This is a genomic window from Paenibacillus montanisoli (assembly GCF_003268025.1).
Lineage (GTDB): Bacteria > Bacillota > Bacilli > Paenibacillales > Paenibacillaceae > Paenibacillus_Z > Paenibacillus_Z montanisoli.
The window spans coordinates 102,511-121,333 of sequence record NZ_QLUW01000002.1 but is presented as its reverse complement, the minus strand read 5'-3'; the positions used below and the strand labels follow the sequence as shown (position 1 = coordinate 121,333).

The following is an 18,823-nucleotide window of genomic DNA, read 5'->3' as shown; positions in this document are numbered from 1 at the left end:
TCTCTGACGTCGTTCTTGTTCATGCAGCTATAGCTTTAATCGTGCCAGCTCCCTGCGGACGATCGGAGCGACCTTCGTACCCAATAGTTCAATGGCATGGAGGACCTCGCGATGCGGCATGGTTCCAACGTTCACGTGCAGGAAGAATCTTGTGACGCCCAGATTTTTGCGGAGCAGGACGATCTTCTCGGCGACATATTCCGGATCACCGACATATAGGGCGCCGCGCAGGCTCCTCGCGGCATCGTAAGTTGCACGGCAGTAAGGCTGGCCCCAACCCCGTTCGCGGCCGATGACATTCATCTGGGCTTGCGTAGGCAGGAAGAAGGCATCCGCTGCTTGCTCTGTCGTATCCGCGACGAAGCAGTGCGAGTGCGTGGCAATCTGCAGCTTGTTCGGATCATGTCCGGCCTGCTTGGCAGCCCGTTTATAAAGCTCGGCAAGCGGGGCGAATTGCTCCGGCATGCCGCCGATGATGGCAAATGCAATAGGCAGTCCCAGCATGCCTGCCCGCACGGCGGACTCGGGGTTGCCGCCGCTTGCAATCCATACCGGAAGCGGGTCTTGCACGGAACGAGGGTAAATTCCGATGTCCCGGAAAGCAGGGCGATGGCCGCCGCGCCAGCTCACTTTCTCGGATTCGCGAATGGCGAGCAGCAGCTCCAGCTTCTCTTCGAACAATGCATCGTAATCCTCCAAGCTATAGCCGAACAGCGGGAATGATTCAATGAACGACCCCCGGCCCGCCATAATTTCAGCTCGTCCGTTCGAGATACCGTCAAGTGTAGCGAAAGATTGATAGACCCGTACCGGATCGTCGGAGGACAGCACCGTAACGGCGCTGGTCAACCGATTCGCTTGGTCAAACCGGCTGCGGCAGCGAGCGCAACCACTGGCGCAGAGCCAGCGTAGTCCGGACGATGATGCTCGCCGATTCCATATACATCAAGCCCGACCTGATCCGCCAGCATGATTTCCTCCACGGCATGGCGTAAACGCTCCGCGTGGTTCACCGGGGCTCCCGTAACCGGATCGGGCGTCGCTTCCAAAAAAGTACTAATGCCAATTTCCATGTCATGAGCTGAATGGTTCATTTCTGGCTCGCTCCCTTCATCTAATAAGTGTAACGAATCTATTTCGGATGCACAAATAGGCTATTGAGAAAATAAAAAAATCCGCGATTTGCGCGGATTTGATCATGCCTCTCTTTATAAGAGCGTTATTCACTTTGAGTGTCGATGATTTCCTCCAACACTTCGGAGTGCTGATTGCTAGCTTCAAGCACCGCTTGATCCGTAGCATTGCTGCCCTGAATTTCTTCGGCTGCTTGCGCTTGCTGATTCAATTGTTTCTCCACTTGCCCGATTCCATGAGCTCCTTGATGGCCGCGACTGGTTGTCATCGTTTCTCCGCCTTTCGTGTTTTTTGTGCCAATTCTAAACTAGTGTCCCCAGGAGCTTGAATTTCATCCATTAAAGGAGAGGTTCTTTGACATGATCGTATCCGATGAAATCTTGCAGAAACTAGGCGTTCAAAGAGACGATTTTATTCGACTCATGAATGATGTGAGAGCGAATACCGCAATACAGACCCTGGATATTGAGTTTTCGGAGCTGGCGTCCGATCGCGTTGTCATGACGATGCCGGTCGGCCCCAAAACCCATCAGCCGGATGGCATTCTGCATGGCGGCGCGTCTGTGTTGCTCGCGGAAACGGCTGCTTCTATCGCTTCGTTTATCAATATCGACAGCAATAAATATACCGCGGTAGGTCTGGAGATTAACGCCAATCATCTTAGAAGCAAAAGCAGCGGCATTGTAACCGCCGCGGCTACCCCTTTGCACAAAGGCCGAAAGACGATGGTCTGGGACGTGAAAATCACGGATGAACGAAACAAACTCATTTGCGTTTCCCGCTGCACGGTGGCGATCATCGACAAACAGCAATAGATGTAAGGAATTATCAACTTCGTTGTCCAAAAAACGTAGTAATGTCCATTTGTTTTCAAGAGTTCGTTGACTATACTTTTATTCAATTCCTGCCAAGAAGAAGGGATGAGTAGATGCGATGTCGGAAGTTAAAATAACGCATGTGGAAACGATTCTGTTATCGAGAATGCATGAACCCGAGAGGCAATGGAAAACGTCGACCTTTCGGACGATCAAAGCGGAAGGGGCAATCGTGGTCGTTCGCACCGATGCCGGCATCACAGGAATCGGCGAAGCCTGCGCCTATGGCGTACCCGGATTAATCAGCGACACGGTACGGCGAGTCAGCCCTTTGCTCATTGGCCGTGACCCGAGAGACCCTTCCATCGTACTTCATCCGAACGGACATTCCTGGGCTTACGATTGTGCGATCTCCGGCATTGATTGCGCTCTGTGGGATATCCGCGGAAAATTAGCCGGCAAGCCGGTTGCTCAGCTGCTCTCGCCTAACCCCATAAACAAAGTGCGTTTATATGCTTCCGGCGGCTGCAGCTACGATTGGAGAGAGCGGCCTGAACAGCTGATCGAAGAAGCCTTATCGTATATCGCCGAAGGTTACGAGGTGTTCAAGTTCAGAGTAGGCACGCATTGGGCTTGGGATGGCGTGACCGTAGATCGCATGCTGGGTCTGATCCAGGAGCTGTCTCAAGAAGTGAAGGGCCGAATGGAGCTTGCCATTGACGGAAACCAGCGCCTCACGGAAGAAATCGCGCTTGCGCTCGGTAAAGGTCTTGATCGAATCGGAGGATTCAAATGGTTCGAGGAACCGATCCCCCAGAAGGATACTGACGGCTATGCGAGGCTGAACGCAGCCTTGAATACGCCAGTTTCCGGAGGTGAGCAGTACACGACTGTAGAGCAGTTTATCCCTTACATGGAACGGAAAGCGTACTCGATCATTCAGCAGGATGCGGGGATTTGCGGGATTACCGAGGGAATGAAGATTGCCCGATTCGGCATGCAGTATGGTATACCGACAATTCCTCATAACTGGCATAACGGCGTTATGACGATGGCGAACGCGCATCTGGTTGCCGCTCTTCCGGATCCGATCATTTTGGAATTGTGCCGCATTCAGGGGCCTTTGCAATGGGGAATGGTGAAGGAAAGCCCGATCATTCGGAGCGGATGGCTTGAGATTCCGGATAAACCCGGTCTGGGAGTGGAACTGGCCGAAGACGCGCTAGAGCGTTTCCCTTTTGTAGAGGGGAATTATTACGTCACGGTTGAGAGATGAAAGGACATAGATGTCCATTAGTCGTTTCAGGTTAGGACCTCGAGTCTTTCCACCATCGTTTAATTGGCGGGCTTGTCAACTTTTATATGGTTAGCGTGTGCGGGGTAGCATGAGAGAGCGCTACGAAATTTCTAACGGATGCTCCAGTGCTTATTTGCAAAATAATAGCCTTTCTTAAACTCTAACGGTCGCCAGAGGCGTTATTTGGCCCAAATCGGAAGAAATCGCTGCCCCAATCGCCAAATAGCCTTTCTGAGAACCGTTAGCCTTTCAAAAGGGCCATTTGTGGCTAAATAGCGTGCGTGGCAACCGTTAGCGTATGCGCGGCAGCATGAGGCAATTATCGAAGACTCGCGATTGATCCTAATTACTTTATAGATAGCTTGAGGGGCTCCAAAGATGGGAGCCCCTTATTTTTTCTGTGTTCTTGTTTTGCCTTGCCTATCCTTTATTTGTTTTATAAAAATACGAGCGGATAAAGTGAAAATAAAGCAGCGCCAGGCAGCTAACCACTAAGTAGATTGGAAACGAATATGCGATTGTCCAAGATTTATAATTAAAGACTTTGGCCCATGCAGCTAATGCTTCGAACCCCAAGGAGAACAACGACCACAGTAAAACGTACGGGATAAGAGAAAAACTTCTGATGCGCCATCGATCATACAGATACAGGAAAAAATAACCGAACGGACTATACATGAACCACGTTAGCATATCGAAGATATCCGTTTTTTTCGTATCGTTTATATCATATAAATCAAAAGGCGGCGCGGCTAAAATTTCATCCGTGGTAATCGAAACGAATAAACAATAAGCCCAGATCATTAACATCATCGTAGACGAAAACCGCTTGGGAAGTCTCCACATCAACGTATAGGTAATAACAAGCGTAATGATAATAAACCATTCATTACCATCAAACCGATTCGGTAACAAATTCATTGATTTTTTACCTCTCGTTTAGCAATAAACTGAAAGAATCCTCTTGCCGCTATACCGGCAAGAACCAACGAAAACCAGAATAACATGCTGTGATAGAGATACCATTTCTTTCGCTCTAATATGTGCAGCCCGATTTCCCAATACTCTAATGCAACTAGGCACGTAACACTTACGAGGATGATTGCGATTTTTGCGTATACTCGACTCGCGATCAACAAAACATTTTGACCTGCAATAATTAGTGATGGTACAACGGTATAACTAACGAACATGAAGAGCCAGTATTTATCCATTTCTTTAGGGAGCAGCAACATTTCATTATTAAGCGAAATTTGAAAATACGCATTTGCTTTGACGTATGTAATGATTGCCCACATGAAAAGGATCTCAAGAAGGTGAAGTCTTTTTGGGGCAATGATTAGAATCATCAATACGATCAGACATATTGAAATAAAGAATGGAATTGCCATATGTCCCCCAAGAAAACGTTGAATTCAATAACTTTAAGCTTATACATTCAGAGAATGTTATATACCCATGAACATAAGAATAGTTACTTTCAGGTAACTAACTGACAAACATTTCAGTCCTTATTGAAGGAAAGATCTTCTTTTATAATAGAGAAGTCAATAGGAAAGCTTGGCTCATGGGTAATGCCAAAACGGCTATATCTTTATTTAAGGAAGGTGTGATGCAGGATGGAGCAGCACCGGGACTTGAAGTTCAGCCCGAAAATAACCCGCACAGGTATCATTGATTGCGATGTACACCCTTATCCCAAAAACGCAGGAGAGATCCGATCTTACTTGAAGCAGCCTTGGAGGGAGCGTTATAACGGAGGAGGACGCGGGTTTTACGGCAACCCCGTGCATGGGGACCGCCTGGATGCAAGACCTCCACAGGGAGGACCCTCGGGGTCCGATCCGGAGCTTCTGCGAAAACAGCTCGTCGAGGAGTACGGCTATGCATATGCGATTCTAATGCCCCGCGCATTCTGCAACCTGCACCCCGACCCCGATTTCGGCAATGCAATCGCGGCAGCCTATAACGATTGGCTCGCAGATACATGGCTCAGTAAGTATAATCATGACGGCGTATTTAAAGGATCCATTACGGTAAATCCGCAGGATCCTGCGGCAGCCGCCCGCGAAATCGAGCGATGGGCAGGGCATCCGCATTTTGTGCAGGTGATGACCGATTCCGGCGCACGAGCCCCGTTTGGACAGCGGCAGTATTATCCGATCTATGAAGCGTGCGAGAAATTCGGACTCCCTTTTGCCATTCACCCCGGTACCGATGGGATGGGTATTAACGTGCAGCCAAGCCCCGGTTATCCGACCCATTACATCGAATGGCATACCTGTCTGTCTCTTGGCTTCCAAGCCCATCTGGTCAGCTTCTTGACAGAAGGCGTATTCGAGCGTTTTCCGGGTTTCAAAATCGTCCTTGTCGAGGGCGGCGTCTCTTGGCTTGCACCGTTGATGTGGCGTCTTGACGCGGAATATAAAGCGCTGCGCTATGAAGTTCCATGGCTGAAGCGCAAGCCAAGCGGATATTTGCGCGACCATGTACGGATTACTTCGCAGCCGTTGGAACGGCCGGACAACGATCAACATTTGCTTCAGATCTTCGACATGATGGATGCCGAGCATATCCTTATGTTTTCCAGCGATTATCCTCACTGGGATTTCGATTCTCCAACCCGCGCATTTCCGAAGCTGGATGAATCGTTGCGCCATCGAATCTTCTTCGAAAACGCCCGCGAGTTTTACAAGCTGTAATCAAGGAGGGGTTTGTATGGGTAGACATATCATCGGAGCAGTCTCCGATTTTCCGGCGGGATCGCGAAATATTGTGGTTCTGGAGGAACGATCGATCGGGGTTTTTAATGTGAACGGTACTTATTACGCGCTGAAAAACAGCTGTCCTCATCAAGGAGCGCCGCTATGCGTCGGTACCGTAACCGGGATGACCCTTCCATCGGCGCCGGGGGAATATTTGTACGCACGGGAAGGCGAGATTGTTCGCTGCCCATGGCACGGATGGGAGTTCGACATCACCAGCGGCAAGTCGATATTCGACCCGCACAAATGTCTGGTCAAGACTTACGATGTGACGGTTGAAGCTGAAGAATCTGCCGGAGTAGAGACGTATCCCGTCACGGTCGACTCCGGAAGAATCGTCGTGCATTTGTAGTTCTGATTTAATCGGACATGCTATCGGTATTATTGATTTCTTTGTACATTGCTTCTACCTTGATTGTTTGGGTCGTTAGATCGAGAAGGAGTATGCTTTGGCATGTTTTTTTCTTGTTTGGCTTTTTTGCTCATGTTTATCGTTCACCTCCTGACTTCTTCCGTAAAAAGTATTTCTCCAAACCGCTTTACTTATTAGTAAAGGTTTCTCTTACAGAATGAATACTTGATTGTGCGGAAGCAAGGAAAGGAAGTGTTGTTGGAATGAAGCCTCGATTGTCTCCCGAGTCCATCTTGGCCGCGGTTGCGCGAGATATGGGCAGCCTTTCCGAGTGGGCGCCTGTAGCAGAAGGAGAGGAGTCGCAAGCTTTCTCCATCCGCTTCGGCGAAGACGAATGCATTCTTCGCGTCAATCGTTCTGCCGAAGGCTTTCGACAAGACGACTTTTGTTATCGTCACTTCTCGTCACGGGATCTTCCGATCCCGGAAATCGTTAATATCGGAGAACTCGATGGCGAGTATGCGTACTGCGTCTCCCGGCGCGCGCCGGGCGTTACACTGCAGGACTTGCCGTTTTCGGACTTGCCGTCGGTGACGGGGCCCGTTATGCGCGTCATGGAATCGATAGCGGGTACAAACATTGCGGGAACAAAGGGGTTTGGCCCCTTCGACGAGAACGGAATCGGCCGCTTTGCGAATTGGCGCGATTTCATTATGAACATTACGAATTCGAGCCAATATGATTGGGGAGCCGTTAAGCTGCTTATTGTCGATCAACGAATCGAATCCTATTTTCGTGCGGTCGAAGCGTTTGCGCCGCGGTGTCCCGAAGTTCGCCAACTGGTCCACGGCGATTTCGGATCGAACAACGTGCTGACGGATGACGGCTTGATCACAGGTGTCATTGATTGGAGCGAGGCGATGTTTGGCGATCCGCTCTACGATGTGGCGAACATCTTCTTCTGGCGTTCGTGGCTCGATTGCATGGAAGTGCAAGCCCGTCATATCGAGAAGCAGCATCCCGAAATTGCGCATCATGCCGAAGCCTTGCGTTGCTACAAGCTTCGTATCGGGCTTGATTTGATATACCAAAGCGCCGCGGCGAGGGAACTGCAGCTGCTCGCATGGGCGATGGCGCGATGCGACGAGATTATCAAAGAAAAGGAGCCTTCATAGAAGGCTCCTTTCATTCATGAAGAAAAGTTATAAGAGCTAAACCTAATCGCATTACGCACGCTTGGCCAAACATCGGCGCTCTCTCCGCCCATATACCAGTAACCATACCCTGCAATGGCATGCAATTCGCCTAAGCTTATTTTTTGGGATAACGATCGGCCATCCTCCAGCCACAATCGGTTGGACAAACCTGAATCGTAGTACTGCCCATAATATTGACCAAGCCGATCGTCCCATAGAGTCGTGACGTTTTTCGTCAGCACGAGTTCATTTTGCTTTAAAAGGCTTATATCCTCCGATTTAGTCAAACCATTCGCGTCCTGCTTCCAATTACGCGTATACAGTGGCAGAGCGAGGATGACTTTGCTTGCAGGAGCCTGCTTAAGTAACGTTTCCAGTCCCAGGCGAAGCCAAGGCAACGAGGAGACGGAACCTGCTATTGGCGAGCCGCCCCAATGCTCGTCATAGCCCATAAGGACGATATAATCGGCATGTTGTGCAAGAGCTGAGTAATCGAATACGGCCGTCCAGTCCGTTCCCAAATCAGGGGAGACATTTACGGATAGTTTCGCGGGAATGGACTTCATTGCATCATGCAGGTCAATAATAAATGCGGTGAAAGCATTTCGATCCTCGGGCATCATATTTTCGAAATCAATATTTAATCCGTCTATCCCATATGTTCGGACACGTTCCGTCAAATGACGTACAAAAGCTTGCCGCTGATTTACGTCGGTTAACATGCTATGCGTAGACTCTTGACTGGAGCGATTGCCGACCATCGCCCATACCGACTTACCCCGTTTATGCGCCCAAGTTATGAGGGAGGCGTCCGTTTGATCTTCGAATTCGCCAGTCTTACTTAAAAAGTACCAGCGCGGGGATAGCGTGTTCACTTCAGAGTTCGCAACTTGCTGTTCAAATTGCTGTGTCGTCTGGCCGTACTGCCAACCGAGTTGAATGACGGCCGGCTGCGCAGCCTGTAACTGTTCCGACCATCCCGGATGCGTCCATATCCGGTTCATAAGAACGGCAGCTTCTTGTCTGGTTATCAAGTCCTGGGGAAGGTAGTTTCCATTATTCCCGGCAACCAGTCCCATGTGAAACAGCCGATCTACGGATGATATTGCCCATGGATGGATTAGCTCTTGATCCTGAAACATCTTATCAGGCACATCAGACGAGGCTTCTACATTCTGCTGCAAAGCGCGCGCCATAATGACGGCGGCTTCTTCGCGGGTGACGGAGCGGCCGGGTTCGAAGCGTCCAGCTGAAGTGCCTTCGGCGATGTTCAATTGTACAGCCGGCTGAATCCATTCGTAGTACCATGCCGTCTTGGGCACGTCGGAAAAGGAAGGAATCGCGCTCGCAACGGGCTTAATAGCAAGCAATCGGTCGATCATCGTAATGAATTCAGCTCGGGAAATGGCTTTGAGCGGCTCAAATCGGCGTCCGCCCATTCCGTACATGATATGGTGCTTCGTCATATTCAAGATGGCATCTTTCGCATAGTTTTGACGGATATCGTCATACGGAAGCGCCTTTGCAGCTTCCGCGGCATTAGCATCCCGATCAGCCGCAAAGAAGATACTTGCACAAAGGAAAAGGGCAGTAAATATTCGCATAAATTTATGATTGCGCTGCATATCTCGTAAACTTACCTTTCTAGTATGATTAGAGTACAGTTATTAATCGTAACCAATCGGCATTTGAAAGCCTAGCCTCAATAATTGGAAGGCGGAGAATGACAACATAAACTAAAACGGGGAACGAAAAACAGGGAGCGACTGCCGCGGCAGCTGCTCCCTGTTTCATTTGATGGATCGACCTCATATTCATAACTATTAACTAATATAGTAATAAAAAAGAAGTTTCGTTAGCAGAGAGGGCGAGATCCATGGAACTTGATCAGAGACTGATTTCCTCCATCGAAAATCGAATAGGGGTTGCTTTAATCACAGTCACAAGGATCCGTGTTCATGTCTCAAGCCATCCCTGTCGGCTAAGTGCGGCTGAGGTGGGAACCAAGCTGCTGGCATACTCCGATGGTCAAGCATGGTGTGAACAAGAGCTTGCATTGGCAGAATGGCAGCCTGTCTTAGACAATGCGAGAACGGCATTGGCCCATCAAAAGTCTAAAACGTTCATCTTGCAAACAACATTCTGCGAAATGGAATATTTTGTGGACGTATACCCGCCGCCGCTCCATGTAATCGTTGCTGGAGCCGGGCATGTGGCGAAGCCTTTGGTGGAAATGGGCAAAAAACTGGGGTTCTATATCACCGTTATTTGCGATCGGCCTCAATATGCGAATGTTGATCAATTCCCTTGGGCAGACGAGGTGATTTGCAGACCCTATATGGACTATTTCCGAAGTTTGGACATAACGGATAAGCCTTATATTTTGCTGCTCACGCGCGGCCATCAATATGATGTGGCGATTCTCCGCGAAATCCTTCATCTTTCGGTTCCTTACATAGGAATGATCGGCAGCCGCAGACGCATTTCAGGCGTATTTTCTCAGCTCCATGAGGCTTATCCGGATTCCGAATTCGAGCATGTATACGCCCCGATAGGCCTGGATATTGGCGCACAAACGCCCGAAGAGATCGCAGTCAGTGTATTGGCGGAAATTTTAAGGGTGAAGAACCATAAATCCGGTAAATCGCTGAAAGAAGAAATCGGCCATTTTATCGTGGACAGGCAGGTGGAAGATGAATGAGCGAGCTTGAGCTGCTGAAACGGATCGTGGAGATTAAATCTACCGGTGCAAACGCGGCGCTGGCTACCGTAATTCGCACGAAAGGTTCTACGCCCAGAAAGGTCGGCGCCAAAATGATCATTTATGCCGATGGAACAATTGCCGGGACGATCGGTGGTGGCTGCGGGGAAGGCGAAGTGATTGAACAAGCCATTCAAGTGATAGCCGAAAAAAAGTGCACCCAGCACACGGTTGATCTGACTGCAGGGCTGTTCTACGAAGACGGAGGGATCTGCGGCGGCATTCAGGTTGTATTTATTGAGCCCATTCATTGAGGACCGATGCGTATATCTGCCTAACGCGTGCTAGAGCTTATCCAAGTTATACGAATTTTTCAGAAGCATATATTATCTACACTAGGGAGGCCAAATGGTGGAAGCGATGGAAGCGGTCATCCTAGCAGCAGGCTATTCGAGTCGAGCAGCCGAATTTAAAATGACCTTGAAACTTGGGACGATGACCGTATTGGAGCATACCGTTTCCAAATTTGAAGGCATATGCAAGAAAGTTATCGTTGTATGCGGATTCGAAGCGGAACGAATAAAAGAAGCTGTATCAGAGATGATGAACAATCACAAGTATGACATGGATATCGAATGCGTAGTCAATCCAAGTTTTAATCAAGGGATGTTCAGTTCCATTCAAAGAGGCTGCAGAGAAGTGGCAGCGTCTAGTTTTTTTATTACGCCTGGGGATTGTCCGCTTGTCGATAAGGTTACAATTCGAAATCTTGCAATCGAACAGGGGCAGGTTGTGATTCCAAGTTTTCGGTTGAAAGGCGGACACCCGATTAAATTAGCAGGGGAAATCAAGACACGGATTCTTGAAGCCCCGGCTCATAGCAATCTGCGAGAGATTCTTCAAGGTTATGAAAAGACTTATCTGAATCTAGAAGATCCTGGTGTCCTCATGGATCTGGATACGCCGGAAGATTTTGAACAAGCAACCGAATATTTCAACGCATGCGGCAAGAAACGATAACCGTTATTCCGAAGGGGTGCCGCTCCTATGAATGCAAAGGATATTAGTATCTCTGTGAAAAAGAAAGATCACGATGGGAAAGTATCGGGTCAACTCGCTTATATAGGCGACGTCAAAGTAGACTTGATGCTCTATGGCGTTTTGTATCGTTCGCCTATCGCTCACGGCAAAGTACGATCCATACAGCTGCCGCCATTGCCTGAAGGTTATGCAAAGATTGGGGCCGAACACATCCCCGGGGCTAATTTTGTCAAGTTGCTGCATAAAGATCAGCCCATTTTTGCCGATGAATGGGTCACTTATATTGGCGAGCCCATGTTCATGCTCGTTGGCCCAGAGTTCGACATTCTTCATCAACTGCTGGATGAGGTTGAGGTGGATATTGAAGAACATCCAGCGATCCTTACCTTGGAAGAAGCGATCAGGCAAAAGGATCACACGGGCGTATTCGCCAGTCATGAATTTGGAGAACGTTCCGACGTGATTAAAGCTATCGAACAACATGCTCATCAAATCATAGAAGAAGAGTACGTGACGGGTTATCAAGAGCATGTTTATTTGGAACCCCAAGGCATGCTCGGAATCTATACGGACGAGGAAATCCTTGTAGAAGGATCCATGCAGTGTCTATATTATGTGAAAAACGCATTGATTAGTGCACTGGCATGCAAGGACGATGAGGTTAGGGTGATCCAAAGCCCTACGGGCGGCGGGTTTGGAGGAAAGGAAGATTTCCCGTCTTTGATGGCTTGCCATGTTGGCATAGCCGCTAAGGCTGTCCAAAAACCGGTCATGCTGTTGTTTGACCGGGCAGAGGATTTTGAAGTAACGACAAAGAGACATCCCGCTAAATTTATCTATCGAACGGCTTTAGATGAACAAGGAAATATCCTATGCATGAACGTGGAGCTGTACCTTGACGGCGGGGCGAATGCAGGTTTAAGTCCAGTCGTATTGCAGAGGTCCTTATTAAACAGTGCAGGCGTTTATAAGATTCCGCACTTTCATGCTAAAGGGTATGCGCTGAAAACCAATACGGTGCCCAATGGAGCTTTTAGAGGGTTTGGCGCACCGCAAAGCTTTGCGGCAATTGAAAGCCTGCTTGGACACATTAGCGGGAAGGTCAATCGGGACCCCATTGAATATAAACGAAACTATATCGTGAAACAAGGCGATCCCACCATTACTGGCGGGAGATTTAAAGATCCGGTTTTGATCGACGACATGATCCAAGATTTATTGCAAACCGTGGAATACGCAAAGAAAAAAGCTGAGTTCCATGCCTTCAACCAACATAATAAGCGGTATAAAAAAGGAATAGGAGCTTCCTTCTTCTTGCACGGCTGCGGATTTACCGGCAGTGGGGAAAGAGACCATATTAAGGCTACTGTAAAGCTAGCAAGAACAGAAAACGATCAAGTGCTGATCAAGATATCCAATTCGGATATGGGGCAGGGCGCGTTGACAACGCTGAGTAAAATAGTAGCCAACGAGCTTGGCCTGCCTTACGAAGACGTCTCGTTTCCGTATCCGGATACGAAAGAAGTTCCTGATTCCGGTCCGACCGTAGCGTCCAGAACCACGATGATCGTCGGCAAATTGCTGGAACGGGCGGCAAGCAAAATGAAAGCGGGATGGCAATCCGGCGTATCTCAGGAGGCAGTCGAACACTACGTTCATGAAGAAATGATCCCATGGGATGAGGAGAAATTTTCCGGAGATGCTTATCCGGCCTACTCGTGGGGAGTCAATTTGATTGAACTCGAAGTGGATACCTTAACCGGAAACGTGAAAGTGGAAAAAGTATACGGCAGCTTCGATATCGGAAAAGCGATTGATGAACAAATTGTTAAAGGCCAGATCGACGGTGGCATGGCCCAAGGAATCGCATACGGTTTTATGGAAAAAATGACGTCTAAATCAGGCAGGATCGAGCAAAAAAGCATTTCAGACTATGGACCTCCCACGGCAATGGATGTTGTCCATATTGAGAGCAAGCTCTATGATAATCCTTTTGCCGGCGGACCTTATGGCGCGAAAGGCGTAGGAGAGCTGCCTCTAACGGGAGGAGCTCCTGCCGTTCAAGCCGCGATTGAGGATGCATTGCAAATCGACTTTTATCAAATTCCTGTTACGCCGGAATTGATTATCGAACGATTGACTAAGAGGGCGGGGGGAAGCGATTGATTAAGTTTATCCTGAACGGAAAAGAAGTAGAAACAGTCGCTCCGGCCACGGTAAGATTAATCGATTTATTAAGAGATGACTTTCAATTGATCGGTCCGAAGGAAGGCTGCGGCGATGGAGAATGCGGAACTTGCAGCGTCCTTGTCAATCAACTTGTGCAAAATAGCTGTCTCATTCCCATTGGCGCCATTGAAGGAGCTGAGATTATCACCATTGACGGCTATTGCAACACGGAACAATTTCAACTACTAAGTGAATGCTATTCCGAAGCAGGCGCCGTTCAATGCGGTTACTGCATACCGGGCATGATTATGGCAAGCGAAGCCCTATTATCCCAAAATCCACACCCGACAGAAGAAGAGATTCGTGAGGGCATCTCCGGAAATTTATGCCGTTGCACCGGTTATAACATGATTGTGGATGCGATAGACTTAGCCGCGAAAAAGGGTGATGGCTTATGGTGACGAAGGCCATTGCATCCTACCGAATGAAAAGTTTAGATGAAACCCTCTCTCAACTAAGCAAGGAAGACTGCCAGCTTATTGCGGGCGGCACGGATCTCATGGTACAGCGGAAAAGTCCGAGAGGGGCCCCTGGCAGGTTTGATAAACCCGTCGTTTTTATCGATCATTTAAAGGAATTGAAGCAGATTTATCGGGTGAATCAAGACATTCATATAGGCGCTTGTTGCACCTATAGCGAAATGATGGAGCACCACCTCATACCGAACATACTTAAAAAAGCAATGAAAGAAATTGCCGCGCCGGCCATCCGAAATCGAGGTACGATCGGCGGGAATATTTGCAACGCCTCACCTGCAGGGGATACTTTGCCCTTACTATATATCTTTAACGCAAAAATACGATTGAGATCCGCTAAAGGAGAACGGGCAGCAGAGATTCGGGATTTTATTCAGGGGCCAAGAAAAGTGGACCGATTGAAAGACGAACTCGTTACGGAAATCATTCTGCCAGAGGTGCCGGAAGTTCAACCTTATTTTGTTTTTGAGAAAGTGGCGAACAGAAGAGCGGATGCCATAACCAAAATTTCGTTTGCCGGTTCGATGCGCTGGGACGAAGGCCGTATTCAGGATGCTCGATTAGCTTTCGGTGCGGTTGGACCAACCATTGTACGTGCCGCGGATATTGAACAAAAATTAGTCGGGCAAGCTTTTCCGCTTAACGATAAAGTCATTGACGGAATTGTTGCTGAGTTTGAAAGCCTGTTGAAACCAATCGATGATCACCGCTCTACGGGCGTTTATCGGAAAACAGTCGCATTAAACTTATTGCGGCATTTTCTCGAAGTTCGCGCGTAAAAAACGACTATATCCGTTCTTTCGCTTGCCCGAGCGCATCATCGTATGGCTTAATATAGATGTCGGGCCGACGAAATCTTCGCGAAAGGAGCTGATTCAGTTGATCAAGCACACGGAGGTGATTTCCGCCTAAAGCGGAAATCGCCATACAGAGGGAGGCCTTGCGGCCTCCCTTTTATCAAATCGAATGGATGACGGGATAAACCGTTTCAATTATACTGGTAAAAGAAGCGCGATTGCGTTGCCTAATCGTGTTTTTTCTATTTTGATGAGAGGGGGAAGGAAACGTGAACAAATCGATTACTGCTGGCGTTGCAATGGCCGATACGATTAAGGAGGTTTACGTTGAACTACAAAAATGGAAAAGATGTGCTTCCCCCTAGACTATTGGAAGAGCTACAGCGCTATATACAAGGAGAACTGCTGTATATCCCGAAGCAGCAGAGCGAGCGCGCCGCATGGGGCGAAAAGAGCGGGTCGCGCGTTATGATCGAGCAGCGCAACGAGGAAATTTACCGGCGCTACGCAAACGGAAGCACCGTACAGGAGCTTGAACGGCAGTATCATCTGTCCAGCGAGAGCATTCGAAAAATTATCATCAAGTTGCGCAGTGCAGCTGCGCCGATCGCGTACGAAGCTGTACAGGCAGGCAAACACTGAACCAAACCGATGATAACAATATGTTTACATGAAAGGCCGCGTAAATCGCGGCTTTTTTGCGTGTCAACGAACCAAAACGGGGTATAATAGTCAATTGTTGGCACTTTAGGCTGACTGACGGTATACAAGTTGAGATTAAAAAACGGTATTGACACGACACCAAATGGTGGCCTATAATCAAAAGCGTCACCAAATGGTGTCTGATTGGGGGATATCAATACTTAGGAGAGGGTGTTGTGAACGAGAACAACCGGGATGTTTTTGACGCGATTGCGGATCCAACCAGGCGCAGGTTGATTCGTCTGTTGGCAGAGGCAGATGAACTGCCGCTTCACGAATTAACGGCACAGTTTCAAATGGGCCGCACCGCGGTATCCAAGCATTTGACAATCCTAAAAGAGGCAGGACTTGTAGTGGACCGAAAAGTCGGCAGAGAAACGCGGTTTCGGTTAAATGCCTCCCCGCTCAGAGAAATTCAAGATTGGGTAGCTTTCTACAGCAAGTTCTGGAGTATGAATATGTTGCGATTGAACCAACTATTTGAGGAGGAAGAAGAATGAGTCTAGCATTATCCATGGATTATCAGTACACAACATCGATCGAGAAGGCATGGGCTGCCTTGACCGATTCAAACAAGCTTGCGAAGTGGATTATGGAAAATGATTTTAAACCAGTCGTAGGACATCGTTTTCAGTTTCGCACGCAGCCATCCGAATGGTGGGATGGCATTATTAACGGTGAAGTGCTGATCGTGGACGAACCAAACAAGTTGTCCTATACGTTTGCCAGCGGCGGAGAGGAGCACATCGTCACCTGGACGCTGCAGGATTTAGGGGATGGAAAGGTTAATCTTCATCTCGAACAAACCGGCTTCTCGAATGCTCAAGGACTCGAAGGCGCTAGGTATGGCTGGGGCAATTGGTTCGGCGGGTTCGAACAGGCGTTGGAACAATAACGGCATTCAGAGTGAACATAAACCGGCTGCAAATGACATGCAGCCGGTTTATGTTCATTCGGACAGGATTCAATTTCCATTTTGTCGGACTCAGTATGCACGTTGAATGGTACAATGGAGTAGAAATTGACGACGCTATCGGAAGGATGTTCGCATGAGCAAATCTATTCAGGAGTTTATCGAAATCTCGGGTGCGAGGGAAAATAATCTGAAGAACGTGTCCCTGCGCATTCCCAAGCGGAAGATCACGATTTTCACCGGGGTATCCGGATCCGGCAAGTCATCGATCGTCTTCGATACGATAGCCGCTGAATCCACGCGATTGCTGAATGAGAACTTCAGCATGTTCGTGCGCACGTTCCTGCCGCGCGTTCCGCAGCCGGATGCGGACGCGATCGAGAACTTGAGCATGGCTGTTATAGTGGACCAGAAGCGGCTGGGCGGCGGCTCCCATTCCACGATGGGTACGATTACCGATATTTCGCCAATTTTGCGTCTTCTCTTCTCCCGTGTGGGACAGCCCTTTGTTGGACCCTCCCACATGTTCTCGTTTAATGATCCGCTAGGCATGTGTCCTGAGTGTAACGGGATCGGCCGCAGCATGTGCGTCGACATGAGCAAAGCAGTGGACATGTCCAAGTCGTTGAATGAAGGGGCAATCTTGCTACCGGGCTATGCGGTGGACAGCTGGGAAATGAACATGCTCGTGCAGTCGAAAGCTTTCGATCTCGACAAGAAGCTGAGCGATTATTCAAATGAGGAGATGGAGCAGCTTCTACACGCCAAGGCGAGAAAAGTAGAGATGGATTTCGCAGGGAAAGCCATGAACATTACAGTGGAAGGCGTCATCGAGAAATTCACCAACAAATACATTAAGAGAGACTTGAAGACGATGTCCGAGCGCACGCAGCAAACGGTTGCGCCATACATCATAGAGGGTACGTGCCCCAGCTGCCATGGTGCGAGACTCAGTCAGGCCACGCTCAGCTGCAAGATCAATGGTCATAACATAGCGGATCTGTCGGCCATGGAAGTGGGGCAGCTCATCCGCGTCATTCGAGAGATTGATGATCCTGTTGCAGCGCCTGTCGTCAAGTCGCTGTCGGAGCGGCTGCAGCATCTTGTCGATATCGGACTTGACTACTTGACCCTGGATCGCGAGACGGATACCCTGTCCGGCGGAGAGTCGCAGCGCGTCAAAATGGTCAAACATCTGAGCGGCAGCCTGGTTGACGTCACGTACATCTTCGATGAACCCAGCGTCGGCTTGCACCCCCGCGATGTCCATCGGTTAAATGAATTGCTTCAGAAGCTTCGTGACAAAGGCAATACCGTCATAGTAGTCGAGCATGATCCCGATGTGATAAAGGTAGCGGATCATATCGTAGACGTCGGGCCTCGCGCAGGCAGCCGCGGCGGGAACATCGTTTTTGAGGGAAGCTTCGAAGGATTATTGGAGTCAGGTACGCTGACAGGCAACTTTATGAAGCGGCCGCTCCAATTGAAGCAAGATTGCAGGCAGCCAGCCGGCAAGCTGTCTGTCAAGGATGCCACGCTGCATAACCTGCGGAACGTAAGCGTAGATATTCCTACCGGCGTTCTGACCGTTGTTACCGGTGTCGCCGGTTCAGGCAAAAGTACGCTGATTAACGACGTATTTCTAAGCCAGCATGCGGATGCGATCGTCATCGACCAATCGGCGATAGGCGTGTCATCACGATCGAATCCAGCGACCTACACAGGCATCATGGACGACGTGCGCAAGGCGTTTGCTTCGGCGAATAAGGTCAACCAAGGCTTGTTTAGCTTCAACTCTAAGGGTGCTTGCGAGAACTGCCAAGGACAGGGCGTCGTGTCGATCGACCTTTCCTTCCTGGACAGCGTAGATCTGCCATGCGAGGTATGCGGAGGCAGACGTTTCAAAGAAGAGGTGCTCGAATACAAACTTAACGGCAAATCGATCGCAGATGTGCTGGAGATGACTGTGGAGCAGGCATTGGAATTTTTTCAGCTCAAAGAAGTTGTTCGCAAGCTCCAGGCGATGAGCGATGTGGGACTAAACTATATTACGCTCGGCCAGCCGATGAGCACTCTCTCGGGTGGTGAGTGCCAGCGCATCAAGCTGGCAAGCGAGCTGCATAAGAAAGGCAGTATTTATGTCATGGACGAGCCGACGACCGGCCTTCATATGTCTGATATCGGTCTCCTATTGCAAATCATGAACCGCCTCGTGGATGCCGGCAATACGGTGATCGTCATCGAGCACAATCTCGATGTGATCAGCCAAGCGGATTGGATTATCGATATGGGACCGGACGGAGGAAGCAAAGGCGGCCAGGTCGTGTACGAAGGCATACCTTTGCAGATCACCCATGCGGAGCAGTCGATCACGGGAATATATTTGAAGTAAAGAACTCGAGGGC

The 18,823-nt window shown here is 49.1% G+C and carries 18 protein-coding genes and 1 pseudogene; 15 read left to right on the top strand and 4 right to left on the bottom strand.

Going from position 1 to position 18,823, the window contains the following annotated elements; genetic code table 11:
- Positions 1-27: 27 nt before the first annotated feature.
- Positions 28-1,073, bottom strand: a pseudogene (locus DL346_RS09810) (LLM class flavin-dependent oxidoreductase).
- Positions 1,074-1,219: 146 nt separating this feature from the next.
- On the bottom strand, positions 1,220-1,402 hold the full coding sequence (locus DL346_RS09805; protein WP_112881962.1) for a hypothetical protein: 183 nt from the start codon (positions 1,400-1,402) through the stop codon (positions 1,220-1,222).
- Positions 1,403-1,556: 154 nt separating this feature from the next.
- On the opposite strand from DL346_RS09805, the gene DL346_RS09800 reads away from it, so the two are divergent.
- Positions 1,557-1,949: a hotdog fold thioesterase gene (locus tag DL346_RS09800; protein ID WP_112883044.1), complete on the top strand. Its 393-nt coding sequence runs from the start codon at positions 1,557-1,559 to the stop codon at positions 1,947-1,949.
- Positions 1,950-2,067: 118 nt separating this feature from the next.
- A complete protein-coding gene (locus DL346_RS09795; RefSeq protein WP_112881961.1) occupies positions 2,068-3,225 on the top strand; it encodes a mandelate racemase/muconate lactonizing enzyme family protein in 1,158 nt (385 codons plus the stop codon).
- 938 nt (positions 3,226-4,163) lie between these two features.
- On the opposite strand, the gene DL346_RS09785 is transcribed toward DL346_RS09795, so the two are convergent.
- Positions 4,164-4,637 carry a hypothetical protein gene (locus DL346_RS09785; protein ID WP_112881959.1) on the bottom strand — a complete coding sequence of 158 codons (474 nt, stop codon included), beginning with the start codon at positions 4,635-4,637 and terminating at the stop codon, positions 4,164-4,166.
- 228 nt (positions 4,638-4,865) lie between these two features.
- Here DL346_RS09785 and DL346_RS09780 point away from each other — a divergent pair, with 228 nt between their 5' ends.
- From DL346_RS09780 to DL346_RS09770, 3 genes are all read left to right on the top strand, one after another.
- The gene (locus DL346_RS09780) at positions 4,866-5,948 is read left to right on the top strand and encodes an amidohydrolase family protein (protein ID WP_112881958.1); all 1,083 of its coding nucleotides are present in this window, start codon (positions 4,866-4,868) and stop codon (positions 5,946-5,948) included.
- A gap of 16 nt (positions 5,949-5,964) precedes the next feature.
- The gene (locus DL346_RS09775) at positions 5,965-6,363 is read left to right on the top strand and encodes a Rieske (2Fe-2S) protein (protein ID WP_112881957.1); all 399 of its coding nucleotides are present in this window, start codon (positions 5,965-5,967) and stop codon (positions 6,361-6,363) included.
- A gap of 263 nt (positions 6,364-6,626) precedes the next feature.
- Entirely contained in the window at positions 6,627-7,538 is a 912-nt protein-coding gene (locus DL346_RS09770) for a phosphotransferase family protein (RefSeq protein ID WP_206098504.1), read from the top strand.
- A gap of 14 nt (positions 7,539-7,552) precedes the next feature.
- On the opposite strand, the gene DL346_RS09765 is transcribed toward DL346_RS09770, so the two are convergent.
- Positions 7,553-9,163 (bottom strand): S-layer homology domain-containing protein, encoded by a 1,611-nt coding sequence (locus DL346_RS09765; protein ID WP_276311558.1) that lies wholly within the window; start codon positions 9,161-9,163, stop codon positions 7,553-7,555.
- Between the two features lie 272 nt (positions 9,164-9,435).
- Here DL346_RS09765 and DL346_RS09760 point away from each other — a divergent pair, with 272 nt between their 5' ends.
- The 10 genes from DL346_RS09760 (at position 9,436) to DL346_RS09715 (ending at position 18,810) form a co-directional block, all read left to right on the top strand.
- Positions 9,436-10,260 (top strand): XdhC family protein, encoded by an 825-nt coding sequence (locus DL346_RS09760; protein WP_240633114.1) that lies wholly within the window; start codon positions 9,436-9,438, stop codon positions 10,258-10,260.
- Positions 10,257-10,574: an XdhC family protein gene (locus tag DL346_RS09755; protein ID WP_112881955.1), complete on the top strand. Its 318-nt coding sequence runs from the start codon at positions 10,257-10,259 to the stop codon at positions 10,572-10,574. The genes DL346_RS09760 and DL346_RS09755 overlap by 4 nt, the downstream gene beginning before the upstream one ends.
- A gap of 94 nt (positions 10,575-10,668) precedes the next feature.
- Positions 10,669-11,280, top strand: a complete 612-nt coding sequence (locus DL346_RS09750; RefSeq protein ID WP_112881954.1) for a nucleotidyltransferase family protein — start codon at positions 10,669-10,671, stop codon at positions 11,278-11,280.
- Positions 11,281-11,307: 27 nt separating this feature from the next.
- Positions 11,308-13,467, top strand: a complete 2,160-nt coding sequence (locus DL346_RS09745; RefSeq protein WP_112881953.1) for a xanthine dehydrogenase family protein molybdopterin-binding subunit — start codon at positions 11,308-11,310, stop codon at positions 13,465-13,467.
- Complete coding sequence (locus DL346_RS09740) at positions 13,464-13,931, top strand: (2Fe-2S)-binding protein (RefSeq protein WP_112881952.1); 468 nt, start codon at positions 13,464-13,466, stop codon at positions 13,929-13,931. Before DL346_RS09745 ends, DL346_RS09740 begins: the two co-directional genes overlap by 4 nt.
- The gene (locus DL346_RS09735) at positions 13,925-14,785 is read left to right on the top strand and encodes an FAD binding domain-containing protein (protein WP_112881951.1); all 861 of its coding nucleotides are present in this window, start codon (positions 13,925-13,927) and stop codon (positions 14,783-14,785) included. The genes DL346_RS09740 and DL346_RS09735 overlap by 7 nt, the downstream gene beginning before the upstream one ends.
- 345 nt (positions 14,786-15,130) lie before the next feature.
- Positions 15,131-15,445 carry a CD3324 family protein gene (locus DL346_RS09730; protein WP_112881950.1) on the top strand — a complete coding sequence of 105 codons (315 nt, stop codon included), beginning with the start codon at positions 15,131-15,133 and terminating at the stop codon, positions 15,443-15,445.
- Between the two features lie 236 nt (positions 15,446-15,681).
- Positions 15,682-16,005, top strand: a complete 324-nt coding sequence (locus DL346_RS09725) for an ArsR/SmtB family transcription factor (RefSeq protein ID WP_112881949.1) — start codon at positions 15,682-15,684, stop codon at positions 16,003-16,005.
- Positions 16,002-16,400, top strand: a complete 399-nt coding sequence (locus DL346_RS09720; RefSeq protein ID WP_112881948.1) for an SRPBCC family protein — start codon at positions 16,002-16,004, stop codon at positions 16,398-16,400. Before DL346_RS09725 ends, DL346_RS09720 begins: the two co-directional genes overlap by 4 nt.
- Positions 16,401-16,554: 154 nt before the next feature.
- Positions 16,555-18,810 (top strand): ATP-binding cassette domain-containing protein, encoded by a 2,256-nt coding sequence (locus tag DL346_RS09715; RefSeq protein ID WP_112881947.1) that lies wholly within the window; start codon positions 16,555-16,557, stop codon positions 18,808-18,810.
- Positions 18,811-18,823: the final 13 nt, after the last annotated feature.

Excerpts from the sequence above, each read along its gene's own strand:
- DL346_RS09750 (WP_112881954.1), top strand. The coding sequence starts at position 10,669 with ATGGTGGAAGCGATGGAAGCGGTCATCCTAGCAGCAGGCTATTCGAGT.
- DL346_RS09735 (WP_112881951.1), top strand. The coding sequence starts at position 13,925 with ATGGTGACGAAGGCCATTGCATCCTACCGAATGAAAAGTTTAGATGAA.
- DL346_RS09770 (WP_206098504.1), top strand. The coding sequence starts at position 6,627 with ATGAAGCCTCGATTGTCTCCCGAGTCCATCTTGGCCGCGGTTGCGCGA.
- DL346_RS09755 (WP_112881955.1), top strand. The coding sequence starts at position 10,257 with ATGAGCGAGCTTGAGCTGCTGAAACGGATCGTGGAGATTAAATCTACC.
- DL346_RS09760 (WP_240633114.1), top strand. The coding sequence starts at position 9,436 with ATGGAACTTGATCAGAGACTGATTTCCTCCATCGAAAATCGAATAGGG.
- DL346_RS09775 (WP_112881957.1), top strand. The coding sequence starts at position 5,965 with ATGGGTAGACATATCATCGGAGCAGTCTCCGATTTTCCGGCGGGATCG.
- DL346_RS09805 (WP_112881962.1), bottom strand. The coding sequence starts at position 1,402 with ATGACAACCAGTCGCGGCCATCAAGGAGCTCATGGAATCGGGCAAGTG.
- DL346_RS09780 (WP_112881958.1), top strand. The coding sequence starts at position 4,866 with ATGGAGCAGCACCGGGACTTGAAGTTCAGCCCGAAAATAACCCGCACA.
- DL346_RS09795 (WP_112881961.1), top strand. The coding sequence starts at position 2,068 with ATGTCGGAAGTTAAAATAACGCATGTGGAAACGATTCTGTTATCGAGA.
- DL346_RS09765 (WP_276311558.1), bottom strand. The coding sequence starts at position 9,163 with ATGCGAATATTTACTGCCCTTTTCCTTTGTGCAAGTATCTTCTTTGCG.
- DL346_RS09715 (WP_112881947.1), top strand. The coding sequence starts at position 16,555 with ATGAGCAAATCTATTCAGGAGTTTATCGAAATCTCGGGTGCGAGGGAA.
- DL346_RS09800 (WP_112883044.1), top strand. The coding sequence starts at position 1,557 with ATGAATGATGTGAGAGCGAATACCGCAATACAGACCCTGGATATTGAG.
- DL346_RS09720 (WP_112881948.1), top strand. The coding sequence starts at position 16,002 with ATGAGTCTAGCATTATCCATGGATTATCAGTACACAACATCGATCGAG.
- DL346_RS09785 (WP_112881959.1), bottom strand. The coding sequence starts at position 4,637 with ATGGCAATTCCATTCTTTATTTCAATATGTCTGATCGTATTGATGATT.
- DL346_RS09745 (WP_112881953.1), top strand. The coding sequence starts at position 11,308 with ATGAATGCAAAGGATATTAGTATCTCTGTGAAAAAGAAAGATCACGAT.